The organism is Leisingera sp. ANG-DT, assembly GCF_000813785.1.
GTDB lineage: Bacteria > Pseudomonadota > Alphaproteobacteria > Rhodobacterales > Rhodobacteraceae > Leisingera.
In genome coordinates this window covers 1-16,338 of the sequence record NZ_JWLE01000032.1, presented here as the reverse complement: position 1 = coordinate 16,338, position 16,338 = coordinate 1, and the positions used below count along the sequence as shown (strand labels likewise).

The 16,338-nt window shown below is 64.2% G+C and carries 14 protein-coding genes; 7 read left to right on the top strand and 7 right to left on the bottom strand.

Annotation, left to right across the window (positions count from 1 at the left end):
- Positions 1-39 precede the first annotated feature (39 nt).
- Both RA21_RS19580 and RA21_RS19575 read left to right on the top strand, forming a co-directional pair.
- Complete coding sequence (locus RA21_RS19580; RefSeq protein ID WP_019295786.1) at positions 40-1,050, top strand: hypothetical protein; 1,011 nt, start codon at positions 40-42, stop codon at positions 1,048-1,050.
- Between the two features lie 102 nt (positions 1,051-1,152).
- Positions 1,153-1,965, top strand: coding sequence for a class I SAM-dependent methyltransferase (locus RA21_RS19575; protein WP_039151987.1), 813 nt, complete (start codon positions 1,153-1,155; stop codon positions 1,963-1,965).
- An 82-nt stretch (positions 1,966-2,047) separates the two neighbouring features.
- On the opposite strand, the gene RA21_RS19570 is transcribed toward RA21_RS19575, so the two are convergent.
- From RA21_RS19570 to RA21_RS19545, 6 genes are all read right to left on the bottom strand, one after another.
- Entirely contained in the window at positions 2,048-3,412 is a 1,365-nt protein-coding gene (locus tag RA21_RS19570) for an SPOR domain-containing protein (RefSeq protein ID WP_039151985.1), read from the bottom strand.
- Positions 3,413-3,576: 164 nt separating this feature from the next.
- The gene (gene upp, locus RA21_RS19565) at positions 3,577-4,209 is read right to left on the bottom strand and encodes a uracil phosphoribosyltransferase (protein WP_039151983.1); all 633 of its coding nucleotides are present in this window, start codon (positions 4,207-4,209) and stop codon (positions 3,577-3,579) included.
- A 76-nt stretch (positions 4,210-4,285) separates the two neighbouring features.
- Complete coding sequence (locus tag RA21_RS19560; protein ID WP_039151981.1) at positions 4,286-5,497, bottom strand: phosphopentomutase; 1,212 nt, start codon at positions 5,495-5,497, stop codon at positions 4,286-4,288.
- Positions 5,497-6,801 carry a thymidine phosphorylase gene (locus RA21_RS19555; RefSeq protein WP_039151978.1) on the bottom strand — a complete coding sequence of 435 codons (1,305 nt, stop codon included), beginning with the start codon at positions 6,799-6,801 and terminating at the stop codon, positions 5,497-5,499. The genes RA21_RS19560 and RA21_RS19555 overlap by 1 nt, the downstream gene beginning before the upstream one ends.
- Positions 6,801-7,235 carry a cytidine deaminase gene (locus RA21_RS19550; RefSeq protein ID WP_275041419.1) on the bottom strand — a complete coding sequence of 145 codons (435 nt, stop codon included), beginning with the start codon at positions 7,233-7,235 and terminating at the stop codon, positions 6,801-6,803. Before RA21_RS19550 ends, RA21_RS19555 begins: the two co-directional genes overlap by 1 nt.
- Before the next feature lie 62 nt (positions 7,236-7,297).
- The gene (locus RA21_RS19545; RefSeq protein ID WP_039151976.1) at positions 7,298-8,383 is read right to left on the bottom strand and encodes a cupin domain-containing protein; all 1,086 of its coding nucleotides are present in this window, start codon (positions 8,381-8,383) and stop codon (positions 7,298-7,300) included.
- Positions 8,384-8,546: 163 nt separating this feature from the next.
- Here RA21_RS19545 and RA21_RS19540 point away from each other — a divergent pair, with 163 nt between their 5' ends.
- The 4 genes from RA21_RS19540 to RA21_RS19525 all read left to right on the top strand — a co-directional run bounded on the left by RA21_RS19540 (position 8,547) and on the right by RA21_RS19525 (position 14,999).
- On the top strand, positions 8,547-10,820 hold the full coding sequence (locus tag RA21_RS19540; protein ID WP_039151974.1) for an NADP-dependent malic enzyme: 2,274 nt from the start codon (positions 8,547-8,549) through the stop codon (positions 10,818-10,820).
- Between the two features lie 48 nt (positions 10,821-10,868).
- Positions 10,869-11,261 (top strand): GFA family protein, encoded by a 393-nt coding sequence (locus RA21_RS19535; protein ID WP_039151971.1) that lies wholly within the window; start codon positions 10,869-10,871, stop codon positions 11,259-11,261.
- A 263-nt stretch (positions 11,262-11,524) separates the two neighbouring features.
- Positions 11,525-13,414 carry a propionate-CoA ligase PrpE gene (gene prpE, locus RA21_RS19530; RefSeq protein ID WP_039152044.1) on the top strand — a complete coding sequence of 630 codons (1,890 nt, stop codon included), beginning with the start codon at positions 11,525-11,527 and terminating at the stop codon, positions 13,412-13,414.
- A 145-nt stretch (positions 13,415-13,559) separates the two neighbouring features.
- The gene (locus tag RA21_RS19525) at positions 13,560-14,999 is read left to right on the top strand and encodes an amidase family protein (protein WP_039151968.1); all 1,440 of its coding nucleotides are present in this window, start codon (positions 13,560-13,562) and stop codon (positions 14,997-14,999) included.
- A gap of 348 nt (positions 15,000-15,347) precedes the next feature.
- Here the strand turns inward: RA21_RS19525 and RA21_RS19520 are convergent, their stop codons facing one another.
- Positions 15,348-16,109 (bottom strand): NAD kinase, encoded by a 762-nt coding sequence (locus RA21_RS19520; RefSeq protein ID WP_019295774.1) that lies wholly within the window; start codon positions 16,107-16,109, stop codon positions 15,348-15,350.
- Here RA21_RS19520 and RA21_RS23070 point away from each other — a divergent pair.
- Positions 16,108-16,338: hypothetical protein (locus tag RA21_RS23070; protein ID WP_206540073.1), on the top strand; the 231-nt coding region annotated here is incomplete at its 3' end. The two genes, RA21_RS19520 and RA21_RS23070, sit on opposite strands and share 2 nt — an antisense overlap.

Here is a 16,338-nt window from a genome sequence, read left to right as displayed (position 1 = left end):
TCTGGCGGCAACGAGACGGATGGGGACCGGGCAAGCTGCATGACGGCATTGAAGGAATTTGAGCGGCTGGAGGCTGCGGGCCTGTGGCGTGCTGATCCTGAGGCCCAGCGGCGGGATGTGATCATCTCGCTGGGCGATGCAACGCTGACCATTGCCAGCATGAACGACCAGCCGCTGGCGCATTGGTCGCTGGCCGCAGTGGAACGTGCCAATCCCGGTGAGTTCCCGGCCCTGTTCCACCCCGACGGCGACCCCGGCGAAACGCTGGAGCTAGCGGAAGACGAAACCGCGATGCTGGAGGCCATTGCCCGGGTGCAGAATGCGATTGGGCGGTCGCGTGCACGGCCGGGGCGGCTGCGGGCGGTCAGTATCCTGGGCACACTGGCACTGGTGCTGGCGCTGCTGGTACTGTGGCTGCCGGGTGCCGTGACCCGCCATGCGGTCAGCGTCGTGCCTGATATCAAACGCAAGGCCATCGGACAGGCGCTCTTGGGGCGGATCGAGCGGGTCTCCGGCCCGGCCTGCGCCACCCCGGAGGCGGCACCGATCCTGAAGAACCTGGCGCAGCGCACCGGCGTGCGGCAGCTGGCGATTCTGCGCTCCGGCATTCCCGGCAGCCTGCATCTGCCCGGCGGCATCGTTCTTTTGAACCGCTCGTTCGTCGAGGATTTCGAGGATCCGGCGGTTGCCGCCGGAGCCATCCTGGCAGAACGCGCCCGGGCAGAGGCCAGCGACCCGATGCAGGAGCTGCTGGAGGCCGGCGGCTTCGTCTCCACCTTCAAGCTGCTGACCACCGGCGAGCTGGACCGCGCCGCGCTGGATGCCTATTCCGAAGCCACCCTGTCCAGCCCCCGCCCGCAGCTGCCCGACGAGGTGCTGCTGGCGGAGTTTGCCCGCGCTGCCCTGCCCTCCTCCCCCTATGCCTATGCGCTGGACATCACCGGCGAGACGGTGCTGGGGCTGATCGAAGCCGACCCCATGGCCGGCCGCGAGCTGGAGCCGGTGCTGAACGACCGCGACTGGGTGCAGCTGCAGAACATCTGCGGCTGATCCAGCTTTCTACTCCCCTGTCCCCTGCCAATCGCGAAAATGCGCCGGATCTGCTAGGATCGTCAAACCTGCGCAAACGCACGATCAGGGGGGACGTGAGCCATGCCGGACAACTCAGCCAGTTTCACCGGGGATATTCCCAGTCACTATGACAGCGGCCTGGGGCCGGTGATTTTCTACAACTATGCAGATGATCTGGCCGCCCGATGCCGAAGCCTGGCGCCGCAGAAGGTTCTGGAACTGGCAGCGGGCACCGGTATTGTCTCGCAGCGGCTGCGGCGCAGGCTTGCGCCGGACTGCACGCTGACGGTTACCGATCTGAACGAGCCGATGCTGCAGCTGGCAATGGCAAAACTGTCCGATACAACCAATGTCACCTTCCAGCCCGCCGACGCGATGGCGCTGCCCTTTGCGGATGGCAGCTTTGATCTGATTGCCTGCCAGTTCGGGGTGATGTTCTTCCCGGACAAGGCGGCAGCTTTCCGGGAAGCCGCGCGGGTGCTGAAACCCGGCGGGCACTATGTCTTCAATGTCTGGGCACCGATGGCAAAGAACCCGTTTGCGGAAATCGCCGACTTGGCCGCGGCGGAGTTCTTTCCTGCGGATCCGCCGGGATTTTACAAGGTGCCGTTCCACTATGGCGATCCCGAATCCGTGAAAGGCGATCTGAATGATGACGACTGGTCCGGCATCCGCCATGAAACGGTCCGGCAGGACAAGACCATTGACGACCCGGAGAAATTCGCCGAGGCGCTGGTTTACGGCAACCCGATGATTGATGAAATCCGGTCCAGGGGTGGTGTCGACCCGGACGAGGTTGCCAGCGCCATTCTGGACGCCCTTCGCGGCCGTTTCGGACCGCCGCCTTTGAGGATGCCGCTGGAGGCCGTGGTCTTTACCTGCCGCCGGCACTAGCCATTGAGTGCCGGGCCGCATCTGTCCTGGTGCCGAAAAGGCCGGGCAGACGCCCGGCCTGTGAAATTTGGGGTTCGAAGTCTTACTTGCTAAGCCGGGCGCCGCTGAAACCGGCGCGCTGCACCTTGGCCAGTGCTGCGGCTGCCTGTGCTTCACCCTGGTAGGGTCCCGCCAGAACCACCTTGTAAGGCTGCCCCTTGCGGCTGACGGTACCAAGACGCACTGTCAGGCCGGCGGACGCCAGTTTGCGGGCGGCTGCCTTGGCCTGTGCTGGTTCGGCATAGGTCGCTGCACGGACATAGCGGCTGGCAGGTGCAAGCTGATCCGGTGCCGCAGCGCCGGGAGCCGAGCGGGTCGACAGGCGCAAGCCTTTGGGCTGTGCCTCTGCCGGGCTGAGCCGCGCACCGCGCGGCAATTTGACTGCGGGGCGGTCCAGCGGCAGCTGAACCAGCTTGCGGGGCACGCCGCCGGTCCAGATCTGCGCCATCTGCGCATCGCCTTCCGGGGTGCGCACGCCGCGCATCGGGTTCATCCGCCCGTCTTCGCGTGCCACTGTCTCATATCCTGCAGGGGCCTGGGCAAAACTGGTCACCACTGCGGGCCGCACGGTGCGTTCCGCCCGCTGCGGATTCAGCCGCCCGTCGGTCCAGACCGGGCGGTAGCCCTCCGGCACCGTGAAACTGTTGCTGAGACGGCGGTCCTGGTAGATGTGGGTCTGCACCACGCGGGTATTCGGGGTGAGCCGCACTGAACTCTGCGGCCCGATTTCCTGACTGCCATAGGTCACTGGCGCAGCATCCTGAGGGCCGCAGCGCACGCCCGAAGAACCCGCGTATTGGCGGCTGATATCGGAAAGGCCCGCGCAGGAGGTATTGCCTGCAGGCTTCGCCGCCGGAACCGGAGCGGGTGCTGGCTTGGGCGCGACGCGCACGACCTTCTTGGCCGCGGGCTTGGGCGCTGCAGGCGCCGTGGCAACTGCGGCCGGCCGGACACTGGTCGTTTGCGGGGTGCGGCGCGGCTTGGCGGTGGTGACAGACTGCGGCTGCGTGCTTGAGGCTGCCGGCTTGGGCTGCACAGCGGCAGGTTTGGCCGGAGCCGGGGCCGGCTTAGCCGCGGCGGTTTGCGCAGGCTGCTGGCTGGGCTCGAGGGTGATCAGCTCAGGCGCTGCGCTCCGCTGCTGCTGCCGGGTTGCGCCGGCGACCTTAGTGGGCGCATAGCCGCATAACTGCTTCCGGGAGCGGGAAACCCGCGGAACCCAGCTGACATTGCCGTCGATGCCTGCACGGATGTAGATACAGCCGCGGCTGTCGACATACTGCTTGCCCTTGTACGATGCGGGCGGATACTCAGCGGGCGGACGGGTTTCACGCAGGGTTTGTGCCTGTATCCCTGCGGCGCCAGCAGCCCCCGCGATGATGGCCAGTGCAATAATTCTAGTTATTTTCATTCCTGAGCCCCACAAAATATGGCTGCAGGATGCCCGAAACTGGCCTGTGAGTAAAGATTCTGCGGCAACAATAAGGCCGCACTCCGGCAATTTTTGCGCGAATTGCAACTAATTCACACCGCGTGGCTGCCAAGGCGGATTTGCTCCGCCCTGGCGCCAGCGGATCACTTGGTGCCGAACATCCGGTCGCCCGCATCGCCAAGACCTGGCAGGATATAGCCCTTCTTGTTCAGCTCGCGGTCCAGCGAGGCGGTGACGATCGGCACATCCGGGTGCGCCTCTTTCATCCGCTCGACGCCTTCGGGCGAGGCCAACAGGCACAGGAAGCGGATGTTGTTGGCACCAGCTTCTTTCAGCAGGTCAATGGCGGCGGCGGAGCTGTTGCCGGTGGCCAGCATCGGATCCACGGCAATCACCAGCCGGTCCTTCAGACCCTCAGGCGCCTTGAAGTAATACTGCACCGGCTCCAGCGTTTCCTCGTCACGGTAAAGGCCGACAAAGCCGACACGGGCCGAGGGGATCAGTTCCAGCACGCCGTCCAGCATGCCGTTGCCCGCGCGCAGGATCGACACCAGCGCCAGTTTCTTGCCGGCCAGGATCGGCGCGTCCATTTCCTCCATCGGGGTTTCGATGTTGGTGGTGGTCAGCGGCATTTCGCGGGTGATTTCATAGGCCAGCAACTGGGTGATCTCGCGCAGCAGCCGGCGGAACCCCGCGGTGGAGGTGCCCTTGTCCCGCATCAGGGTCAGCTTGTGCTGCACAAGCGGGTGATCAACAACGGTCAGGTGGTCGGTCATGGGGCACTCCTAAAGTTTGCTTTTCCGCGCTTTTACGGGCTTGGCCGCGGCAGGCAAGCGTGTTTTGACCACGAGGTCAAAGAAAGCTTTTGCCGGGGCCTTGGGCAGGCACGTCCAGATGGGCCGCGATGGAGGCGCCCACATCGGCGAATTTGACCTGCCCGATGGGGCCCGCGTCAAGGCCTGCGATCAGTACCGGCACCTGTTCGCGGGTGTGGTCAGTGCCGGGCCAGCTGGGGTCATTGCCGTGATCGGCGGTCAGCACCAGCATATCGCCCGGCCGCAAGCGCGGCAGAAGGCGGCCCAGTTCGGCGTCAAACCACTCCAGCGCCCTTGCATAGCCGGAGATGTCGCGGGTGTGGCCGTACAGAGTGTCGAACTCGACGAAATTGGCGAAAGTCAGGCTGCCGTCCTCTGCCGTCTCCACCGCGTCGAACAAGTGCTGCATCAGCTGCGCATCCGCGCCTTTTTTCAGGGTGTCGATACCGGACATGGTGAAGATGTCGCCAATCTTGCCGATAGCATGGACCTTGCCGCCCGCATCCTGCACCCAGTTGGTCAGCACCGGCGCCGGCGGGGTGATCGCAAAGTCGCGGCGGTTGGTGGTGCGGGTGAAGCCCTCTTCTTCGGAGCCGAGGAAGGGACGCGCAATGACCCGCCCCACTTTCATTGCGTGCAGGCGCGGTGCGACGGCCTCGCAGAGGCTCAGCAGCTGGTCGAGGCCAAAGGTCTCCTCATGCGCAGCAATCTGGAACACGCTGTCGGCGGAAGTGTAGCAGATCGGTTTGCCGGTCCGCATGTGCTCGGCGCCCAAATCATCCAGGATCACAGTGCCGGAGGCATGGCAGTTTCCCAGGATGCCATCCGTGCCCGCCTGCTCTGCCACAAAGGCGGAGAGGTCTTCGGGGAACGACGGCGCCTGATCGGGGAAGTAGTGCCAGTCCCAGGGCACCGGCAGCCCTGCCAGCTCCCAATGGCCCGACGGCGTGTCCTTGCCACGGCTGAGTTCGCGGGCACAGCCCCAGCGGCCTTGCGGCGCTGCGTCCAGGCCGGGAAACGGCACCGAGGACGCCAGCCGCATCGCCGCGCCGAGACCAAGGCGTTCCATGTTCGGCACGTTGAGCGGGCCGCTGCGTCCCTCCTCTGCCTGCCCGGCAGCGCAGGCCTGCACGATATGGGCCAGCGTGTTGGCGCCCAGGTCCGGCAGATCGCCGTTGAAGAAGGTTCCGGCATCCGGCGCGCCGCCGATGCCAACGGAATCCATCACCACAAGGAAGGCACGGGGCATCAGGAGATCCTTTCGTGAACCAGCGGCGGCAGAGTTTCCGGCGCATCGCCGATGGCGATGGCGGCAAGGACCGCCGCCTCTGCCATCTCTGCCGCATCATCGCTGGCGGCGTGGATGCGAGCAAGCCTGTCCCCTGCTCCGACGGGCTGGCCCAGGCGGACAATGTCCGAGATGCCGACACCGGGGTGAATGCGGTCGCTCTCCACCATGCGGCCGCCGCCGAGGGCGACAACCGCCAGGCCAAGCGCTTCGCCGTTCATGGCGGAGACATGCCCGGCAGCGGGCGCCTTGATCGCGCGCACCACTTCCGCGCCGGGCAGATGATCCTTCCAGCGTGCGGCAAAATCCGCGGGGCCGCCCATCGCGGCAATCATCCGGGCAAAGCGGTCTGCCGCGCGGCCATCGGTAAGGGTTGCGCTGATCCTGGCCGCGCCCTCCTCCGCATCCGCTGCGAGGCCTGCGAGCACCAGCAGCTCGCCGCCCAGAATGGCTGTGATCTCCGCCAACGGGCCTAACGCTGCGCCGGTCAGCACCCGCATCACCTCTGCCACCTCAAGCGCATTGCCAAGCGCGGGGGCTAGCGGCTGGTTCATGTCGGTGATCAGCGCGGAGGTCCGGCAGCCTGCGGCATTGGCGGTGTCACACAGCGACTGCGCCAGCGCGCGGGCGTCACCGGCGGTTTTCATGAAGGCGCCGGAGCCGATCTTGACGTCCAGCACCAGCGCGTCCGGGCTGGCTGCCAGTTTTTTGGAGAGGATCGAGGCGGTGATCAGGTCGAGGCTTTCCACCGTCGCTGTCACATCGCGGATCGCATAGAGCCGCTTGTCCGCGGGTGCGATCTGCGCGGTGGCGCCAACGATGGCGCAGCCCACGTCCTGCATCATGTTCCGCAGGTGATCCTCGCTGACGCTGGTGGAGACGCCGGGGATCGCCTCAAGCTTGTCCAGCGTGCCGCCGGTGTGGCCGAGCCCGCGGCCCGAAATCATCGGCACATAAGCCCCGCAGGCCGCGAGCGCAGGCGCCAGCAGCAGCGAAACACAATCGCCCACACCACCGGTGGAATGCTTGTCCAGCACCGGACCGTCCAGATCCCACGCCAGCACATCGCCAGTGTCGCGCATCGCCAACGTCAGGGCGCGACGGCCTTCGACACTCAGGCCCTGCAGGCAGACCGCCATGGCAAACGCCCCGGCCTGCGCGTCTGAGACGGCGCCGCTGGCGAGACCCTCGGCAAACCAGCGCAGCGCGTCCTCGCCGGGTGTTTCACCGCGGCGCAGGCAGGCGTTGATGGCGCGGGCGTCCATCAGCTGCGCTCCATATGGTCCGCGTCAAAGGCGCCGGGCAACAGGCCGCCGATGGTCGTCTCCTGCTCCTCGCCGTCGGTGGTGGCCATGATAACCTTCACATCACCGCTGGCAAATTCCTTGATCTTCTGGCGGCAGCCGCCGCAGGGCGTGATCGGGGTCGGGCAATCGGCGATCACATAGACCTCGGCCAGCTCTTTCTCCCCCGCGGCCACCATCGCGGCAATCGCACCGGCCTCGGCACAGGTGCCCTCGGGGTAGGCCACGTTTTCGACGTTGCAGCCCACATAGATCTGGCCGGAGGCAGAGCGGACAGCGGCGCCGACCTTGAAGTTGGAATAGGGCGCGTGGGCGTTTTCACGGACAGCGGCGGCGGCGGCTTTGAGGCTCATGGCGATTCCCCGATTTTTGATCATTTGGTCAAGATGCCGCAGGATAGCTGAATTGATCCGGGAAGCGGAAGCCCCCGGATGCAGTTCTTTGCGCCGCCCTGGGTTCAGGCCAGCGAGGTGTTGAACACCCCGGGCAGCGTCACCTCCAACAGCTCCACATCATCCGACGGCGCGCTGAGGCGGGTCTTCATGCCCGGCGGAACAACAAAGGCGTCGCCCTGCTCCAGTTGGTACGGCTCGCGGCCCTCACCCTCCAGCGTGACAGCCCCGTTCATCACGAAGGTGAAGTGAATGTCGGTGTCATGCGCCGCCCATTGCGGATCGCCGTTGCCCCGGCGCACCACCTGCACACCTGCAACGCCCTTGGTGTTTTCGGCAATTGTGGTGTCGCGGCAGATGTAGCCCGGCAGGCGGAACGGACCCCACGCGGCGCCTTCCGCCTTGTTGTAGACAAAGCGCTGTCCCTGCCATTCCCGTTCGGGACGGTAGTGCGGCGTCGGCAGTGTCATCTCGTGGTCGATCTCGGTCACATGCTCCGCAGGGACGCCGATCTCGATCACCTGCACATTGTCGCTGGCCTCCAGCACCCGGTGGCGGATTTCCGGCGGCTGGATGAAACAGTCGCCTGCCGTCAGCCGCATCTTATCGCCCTGATCCTCATAGACCACATCGACCCAGCCGTGGATGCAGAAGATCAGCTGAAAGCCGACGCGGTGGAAATGCACCATGTCCGGCACCGGACCGCCGTCGGGAATGCGGATGTGGCTGGCAATGATCGACCCGCCCAGCCGGTCCGGCACCAGGTCGCGGTAATGCATCCCAGCGCGGCCGATGATCCAGGGCGCCTGATCCTTGAGGCGGCGGACCACAAAACTGTGCACCGTTTCCGGCATCACCATTGGCGGGTGGCGCTCTTCGATTTCGATTTTCGTTCCGTTGGGCGCGGTCAGGCGGCGCTGTCCTTCGGCAAATCCATCAGGATCTTCAGTCAGAATGCGGATAGTGCCGGGGGATTCCTCTGCGCCTTTCTCAACCCGCAGCCGCAGCCCGTGACCGGAAAACACCGCGGTGCGCGGATCATCCGCCGGATAGATCATGTCCATCTTCATACCCAACACCTTGGTAAAAAACGGAATATCGTTGCGCAGCTCATCCGTCGGCAGGCGGATCTCGGCGATTGTTTCGCTCATTTTTCACTCCCTGATCTGTTGGCAGGACAGTGACCCTGCGGCATGGTTTATGCAAGAACCCGCCGCCCGTGCTGCCGCCGCGTCCGTTTGCGTCAGTTTGGGCTATGTTTCCGGCAATAAAAATGGTTTAACGCTAAACAATACCCTTTCCGAGGAGCGCCAGATGTCCGATTCACAGAGCACGCGGCAAGCCGCACTCAACTATCACGAGTTTCCCCGCCCCGGTAAGCTGGAGATCCGCGCGACCAAGCCGATGGCCAACGGCCGCGATCTGTCCCGCGCCTACTCACCCGGCGTGGCGGAGGCCTGCGTGGAGATCAAAGCGGATGAGGCCAATGCCGCCCGCTATACCTCGCGCGGCAATCTGGTGGCGGTTGTGTCAAACGGTTCGGCAGTGCTGGGGCTGGGCAACATCGGTGCGCTGGCCTCCAAACCGGTGATGGAGGGCAAGGCGGTCCTGTTCAAGAACTTCGCGGGCATCGACTGTTTCGACATCGAGGTGAACGAAAGCGATCCGGAGAAGCTGGCGGATATCGTCTGCTCGCTGGAGCCGACGTTCGGCGCGATCAACCTCGAAGACATCAAGGCGCCGGACTGCTTTGTGGTCGAAAAACTGTGCCGCGAGCGGATGAATATCCCGGTCTTCCATGACGACCAGCACGGCACCGCGATTGTGGTCGGCGCCGCGGCCAAGAACGCGCTGCATGTGGCGGGCAAATCGTTTGAAGACATCAAGATCGTCTCCACCGGCGGCGGCGCGGCAGGGATTGCCTGCCTCAACATGCTGCTGAAGCTGGGCGTGAAACGCGAGAACATCTGGCTCTGCGATATTCACGGGCTGGTCTATGAGGGCCGTGAAGAGGACATGAACCCGCAGAAGGCTGCCTTCGCCCAGGCCTCGGACCTGCGCACTCTGGACGAGGTGATGGACGGTGCCGACATGTTCCTAGGCCTCTCCGGCCCCAACGTGCTGAAGCCGGAAATGGTCGCCAGGATGACCAAGCGCCCGATCATCTTTGCGCTGGCCAACCCGACGCCGGAGATCATGCCCGACCAGGCGCGCAAGGTGGCGCCGGATGCGATCATTGCCACGGGTCGCAGCGATTTCCCCAATCAGGTCAACAACGTGCTGTGCTTCCCCTTTATTTTCCGGGGCGCGCTGGACGTGGGTGCAACCGAGATCAACGACGAGATGCAGATTGCCTGCGTTGACGGCATTGCCGAGCTTGCCCGCGCCACCACGTCAGCTGAGGCGGCGGCGGCCTACAAGGGCGAACAGCTGACCTTTGGCGCTGATTACCTGATCCCGAAACCCTTTGATCCGCGGCTGGTGGCTGTGGTGTCCTCTGCTGTGGCCAAGGCTGCGATGGAAAGCGGTGTGGCCACACGCCCGATCGAGGATATCGAGGCCTATAAGCAGAAGCTGAAACAGACCGTTTTTAAATCGGCGCTACTGATGAAACCGGTGTTTGAGGCCGCACGCGCCGCCGCCCGCCGCATCGTGTTCAGCGAAGGCGAGGATGAGCGGGTGCTGCGCGCGGCGCAGGCCATTCTGGAAGAAACCACCGAGACCCCGATCCTGATCGGCCGCCCCGAAGTGATCGAGCGCCGCTGCGAGCGGCTGGGGCTGGACGTGCGCCCGGGCCGCGACTTCCAACTGGTGAACCCGGAAAACGATCCCCGCTACCGCGACTACTGGAACAGCTACCACAAGGTGATGCAGCGCCGTGGCGTCACACCGGATCTGGCCAAGGCAATCATGCGCACCAACACCACTGCCATCGGCGCCATCATGGTGCATCGCGGTGAGGCCGACAGCCTGATCTGCGGCACTTTCGGGGAATACCGCTGGCACTTGAATTACGTGCAGCAGGTGCTGGGTGGCGGCACCTACTCGCCGCACGGCGCGCTGTCGATGATGATCCTGGAAGACGGCCCTCTGTTCATCGCCGACACCCATGTGCATGTGGAGCCGACGCCGGAACAGATCGCCGAAACCGTGATTGGTGCTGCCCGCCACGTGCGCCGTTTCGGTCTGGAGCCGAAGATTGCCATGTGCTCGCAATCGCAGTTCGGCAATATCTCCTGCGACACCGGCAGCCGCCTTCGCGCCGCCATCGAAATCCTCGACGATAAGCGCCGCGATTTCGTCTATGAGGGCGAGATGAACATCGACACCGCGCTGGACCCGGAACTGCGCGAGCGGATCTTCCCCAATTCGCGGCTGGACGGCGCGGCCAACGTGCTGATCTTCGCCCATGCCGACGCCGCTTCCGGCGTGCGCAACATCCTCAAGATGCGGGCCGGCGGGCTGGAAGTGGGGCCGATCCTGATGGGCATGGGAAACCGCGCCCATATCGTCTCCCCCTCGATCACCGCGCGGGGCCTTCTGAACATGGCCGCCATTGCCGGCACCCCGGTCGCGCACTACGGTTAACAGCGCGGCCATGCATTACCGCCGGCCGCCCAATCAGGGAGGCCGGATATGAGAGGGCATTGCCACTGCGGCGCAGTGCATTGGGAGAGCCGGGCCGATGCGGCCTGGAGCTGCTACTGCCACTGCGCCGACTGCCGCCGCAACTGCGCGGCACCCGTCACCGCGTTTTTCGGGCTGCCGCATGAGGCGGTCGAATGGTCCGGTTCGGATCCCAAGGTCTACAATTCATCGGAAGGCGTCGAACGGCTGTTCTGCGAAACCTGCGGCACCCAGATGGCCTATCGCACCGCGCGCGATCCGGTGAACATACACCTCTATACCGCGACGCTGGAAAGCCCCAGCCAGATGCCGCCCAGGTTTCACGTGTTCCATTCCGACCACGTGAGCTGGCTGGAGCTGAAAGACAGCCTGCCCCGCTATGCAAAATCCTCAGGCGGGTGATTCCCGGTGGCAAGGCCGGGTGAGCTGCGCCCGAATTTGCAAGTTTGCAAAACTTTCGGGCTTTTCCCGAATATTCTGCAGCAAACACCACTTTGCAAAGCGGGTAGAGTGCAAACCCGTCCGGCCTTGTAAATCCGGTAAATCATCTGCGCAAATCCGGCCAAAACCTGTAAATTCCTTGACGAACCTTGCGTGAAGACGCGGCAAAACTTGCCCGGCCGCCGCTTTGTCGCCTACGCAATTGGCAGGAGGAGATGAACACCATGGGATATCAGGATATTTACGCCGCCTGGAAACAGGATCCGGAAGGTTTCTGGATGGAGGCCGCCCAGTCGATCAGCTGGGACGAGGCCCCAAAGCAGGCGCTGTTTGACAAGGGCGAAGGCCTTTACGAGTGGTTTGCCGATGCCAAGGTGAACACCTGCTACAACGCCGTCGACCGTCATGTGGAACAGGGCCGCGGCGAGCAGACCGCGATCATCTATGACAGCCCGGTTACCCATACCAAGCGTGAAATCTCCTATGTCGAATTGCGCAACCGTGTCGCCAATCTGGCCGGGGCGCTGCGCGCCAAGGGCGTGGAAAAAGGCGACCGAGTCATCATCTACATGCCGATGATCCCCGAAGCGCTGGAGGCGATGCTGGCCTGTGCCCGCATCGGCGCGGTGCATTCGGTGGTGTTCGGCGGCTTTGCCTCTAACGAGCTGGCGGTGCGGATCGACGACGCCAAGCCCAAGGCGATCATCGCCGCCTCCTGCGGCATCGAGCCGGGCCGGATCGTGCACTACAAGCCGCTGCTGGACGGCGCCATCGACCTGGCCGCGCACAAGCCTGACTTCTGCGTGATCTTTCAGCGCGAGCAGGAAGTGGCGGAGCTGATCCCGGGCCGCGACGTGAACTGGCACGGCTTCCAGTACGGCGTGGAACCGGCCGAATGCGTGCCGGTCGAGGGCAACCATCCTTCCTATATCCTCTATACCTCCGGCACCACCGGCCAGCCCAAGGGGGTGATCCGCCACACCGCGGGCCAGCTGGTGGCGCTCAATTGGACCATGAAGAACATCTACAACGTCGATCCCGGCGATGTGTTCTGGGCTGCGTCGGACGTGGGCTGGGTCGTCGGCCACAGCTACATCTGCTATGCGCCGCTCATCCACGGCAACACCACCATCGTGTTTGAGGGCAAGCCCGTGGGCACCCCGGATGCAGGCACCTTCTGGCGGGTGATTTCGGAACATAAGGTCAAGAGCTTCTTTACCGCCCCCACCGCATTCCGCGCGGTGAAGCGGGAGGATCCGAAGGGCGAGTTTGTCAAGAAATACGACCTGAGCTGCCTCAGCCAAGTTTACCTGGCCGGTGAGCGCGCGGACCCCGACACCATCACCTGGGCGCAGGAGCAACTGAAGGTGCCGGTGGTCGACCACTGGTGGCAGACCGAAACCGGCTGGTCGATTGCAGCGAACCCGCTTGGGATCGAGGAACTGCCGACCAAACTCGGTTCGCCTGCGGTGCCGATGCCGGGCTATGAGGTCGACATTCTGGACGAAGGCGGCAACCCGGTTGCGGCGGGTGAGCTGGGTGCGATTGCAGTGAAGCTGCCGCTGCCACCGGGCACCCTGCCGACCCTGTGGAACGCCGAGGACCGGTTCAAGAAGAGCTACCTCAACACCTTCCCCGGCTACTACGAGACCGGCGATGCCGGCATGAAGGACGAGGACGGATACCTCTACATCATGGCGCGCACCGATGACGTGATCAACGTGGCCGGGCATCGCCTCTCGACCGGCGGCATGGAGGAAGTGCTGGCAGGCCACCCGGATGTCGCGGAATGCGCGGTCATTGGCGTCGCCGACAGCCTCAAGGGGCAGATGCCGGTGGGTTTCCTTTGCCTCAATGCAGGTGCCGATCGCGACAACGCAGAAGTTGTCTCCGAGGTGGTGAAGCTGGTGCGCGAAAAGATCGGCCCTGTTGCCGCCTTCAAGCTGGCGGTTGTGGTCGACCGCCTGCCCAAGACCCGCTCCGGCAAGATCCTGCGCGGCACCATGGTCAACATCGCCGATGGCACCCCGTGGAAAATGCCGGCCACCATCGACGATCCAGCCATTCTGGACGAGATCACCACGGCGCTGCAAACCATCGGCTACGCCAAGTAACCTCCCTCGTTTCCAAGTTCTGGAAACGGCCAAAGATCCTTCAAGGATTTTTGTAGGCTCCGCCCGCAGGCGGAGCCTGTTTGCCGTCCGGTTTTGCTTGCAACGCCGCCCTGCCCGCCTAGGCTGCGGCTTGGGAGGCCTGAGCATGACAAAAGCGGACATCTGGCAACTGAGCGCCACAGAACTGACGAAGCTCACTCGCACCGGGAATCTGAGCGCGGAAGCGGCCGTACAGGCCTCCATCGACCGTATGAAGGCGGTGAACCCGTCCTTGAATGCGGTGGTGGTGGATCTCAGCAGCGAGGCGCTGGAGCGCGCCCGTGCCCTGGACAAGGCGCGCGAGAACGGCGCGGCATCCGGCCCGCTGCACGGGGTGCCGGTCACCATCAAGATCAATATCGACCAGAAGGGCCACGCCACTTCCAACGGTGTCACCGCACTGAAGGATTTGATTGCCCCGGCAGACGCCCCTGTGGTGGAGAACCTGCACAGGGCCGGCGCGGTGGTGATCGGGCGCACCAACACGCCGGAGTTCTCCTTCCGCGCCGATACCGACAACCCGCTGTTTGGCCGCACCCACAACCCCTGGGGGCGGCATATCTCACCCGGCGGCTCCTCCGGCGGCGCGGGGGCCGCGGTGATGGCCGGGATCGGCGCGCTGGCCCATGGCAATGACATCGGCGGCTCCCTGCGTTTCCCGGCGGCGGCCAATGGCGCGGTGACGGTCAAGCCAGGTCTTGGCCGGGTGCCCGCCTGGAACCCCAGCCAGACGGTTGAGCGCGGACTGCTGGCGCAGCTGATGTCGGTGCAGGGGCTGATCACCCGCAGCACCGAGGACCTGCACCTGTCGATGCCCGCGCTGATTGCCGCCGATCCCCGAGACCCCTTCCATGTGCCAATGCCCTGGCGCGGCGAGCCGCTGGAGGGGCCCATCAAGGTTGCCTTCACCAAGAACACCCATGGCTATGACCTGCACCCCGAGGTCGAGGCGGCACTGGATTTCGCCCGCGATGCTTTGACCGATGCGGGCTACCAAGTCGAAGAAGTGGAGCCGCCTAACGTGTTCGATGCCGGGCGGACCGGCTACCGCGCACTGATGGGTGAGATCTTTGCGCTGATGAAACATGATGTGGACGCGGCCGGCTCCCGGACCGTGCGCGATATCTTTGCGGTCTATTTCCAGGAGTTCCCGCCCTTTGCCGGCGATGAGCTGCTGCGGATGATGGCCAAGCGGACCCATTACGCGCGGGAGTGGTCGCTGTTCATGGAGGACTACCCGTTGGTGCTCTCGCCCTTCCTGCCGCAGCCGTTTTTTGCACCGGACCGAGACACCGAAGGTGCGGAAGGCGTGCATGAGGTGCTGGGCTGTGCGGTTTATTCCTATGCGATGAATTTTCTGGGCCTGCCCGCCGCCTCGGTCCCGGCCCGGCTGGCGCAGCTGGCGAAGGGTCCACAGCCTGTCAACGTGCAGATCGCTGCCCGCCGCTGGCGCGAGGACCTGGCGGTGGACGCCTGCGCCGCGATTGAAGCCCGCGCGGGCCGCATGTGCCTGCCCCTGTGGGAGAAGATGGCAGCAGAGGGCTGAGTATAGCGCCCGCCCCGCGCCGTGCTTGATCGCACCGGAACAGCTTCCTAAGGGCTGCAAAGAAAAGAAACGCTTTGCGAACATCCCGGGAGCGGGGCCAGCCGCCCCCGGGAGTCTTCCTGACCCAAACCACTCACTACCAACGCTGCATCGTCCGCCCGCAAACAAAGCTACGGGCGTGCCGGACCAGACCGGCGGGAAACACAAAACTGGAACACCTAAAAACCGCCGGTCAGGCACATCGGCTCTGCAGCCTCAGGCAGTGCCAACAGCATCAGCCTGTGGATAAATCCTCGCACGGAATGGTTACCGGGACGTTCACAGCCTCGTAAAGCCCGCGTTAAACACTCAGGTAAACTGTTCGGAAATCAGCCGCTCCTCCAGCCCATGGCCGGGGTCAAAAAGGATTTTATGGCGGATTTGCGTATCGGTCCGGATTTCCACCCAGTCGATATCCGCAACCGAAATCGAGTCGGCATCGGCCATTACCGGACGCTTGTCCGCCTCCAGCACATCAAAGCGCACCATCGCATTGCTGGGCAAAAGCGCCCCGCGCCAGCGCCGCGGCCGGAAGGCGGCGATGGCGGTCAGCGCCAGCACATCGGAGCCGATCGGCAGGATCGGACCATGTGCGGAGTAATTATAGGCGGTGGAGCCGGCGGGTGTGGAGACCAGCGCGCCGTCGCAGACCAGTTCCTCCATCCGCATCCTGCCATCCACCGAAATCCTCAGCCGCGCTGCCTGCGGGCCTGCGCGCAGCAACGAGACCTCATTGATCGCCAGCGCCTTGTGCACCTCACCGCGCCGGTCCATTGCGGTCATCGACAGCGGGTTGATGATCTCCTGCACCGCTTCCTCAAGCCGCTCGATCAGCCCGTCCTCGCGGTATTCATTCATCAGGAAGCCAACGGTGCCGCGGTTCATGCCGTAAACCGGCGCCGGGTGATCGATCATGGTATGAAGGGTCCGCAGCATAAAGCCGTCGCCGCCGAGCGCCACGATCACCTGGGCCTGATCCGGCGGCACATGGCCGTAGCGGCGGCTCAGCTCCGCCAGCGCATCCTGTGCCACCTCAACGTCACTGGCCAGAAAGGCGATTCTCAAACTCATGAAATCTGTTTCCGGTATTAGGCATCTGGTTCCGAAACAATCACAGCTTTCCGCCGATGACCATAGTTGCCGTTCTGTCGCAGGGAAATGTCGCTTTACAGGCTTCCGGCGCAAGGATGTTTCCTATAGGAAATCGCTCAAATCTGATCCCTACTCCAACGGAGCCACCATGACTGAAGCGACCCGTGACACCGGCTTTTTCACCCAAGCGCTGTCTGAGCGCGATCCT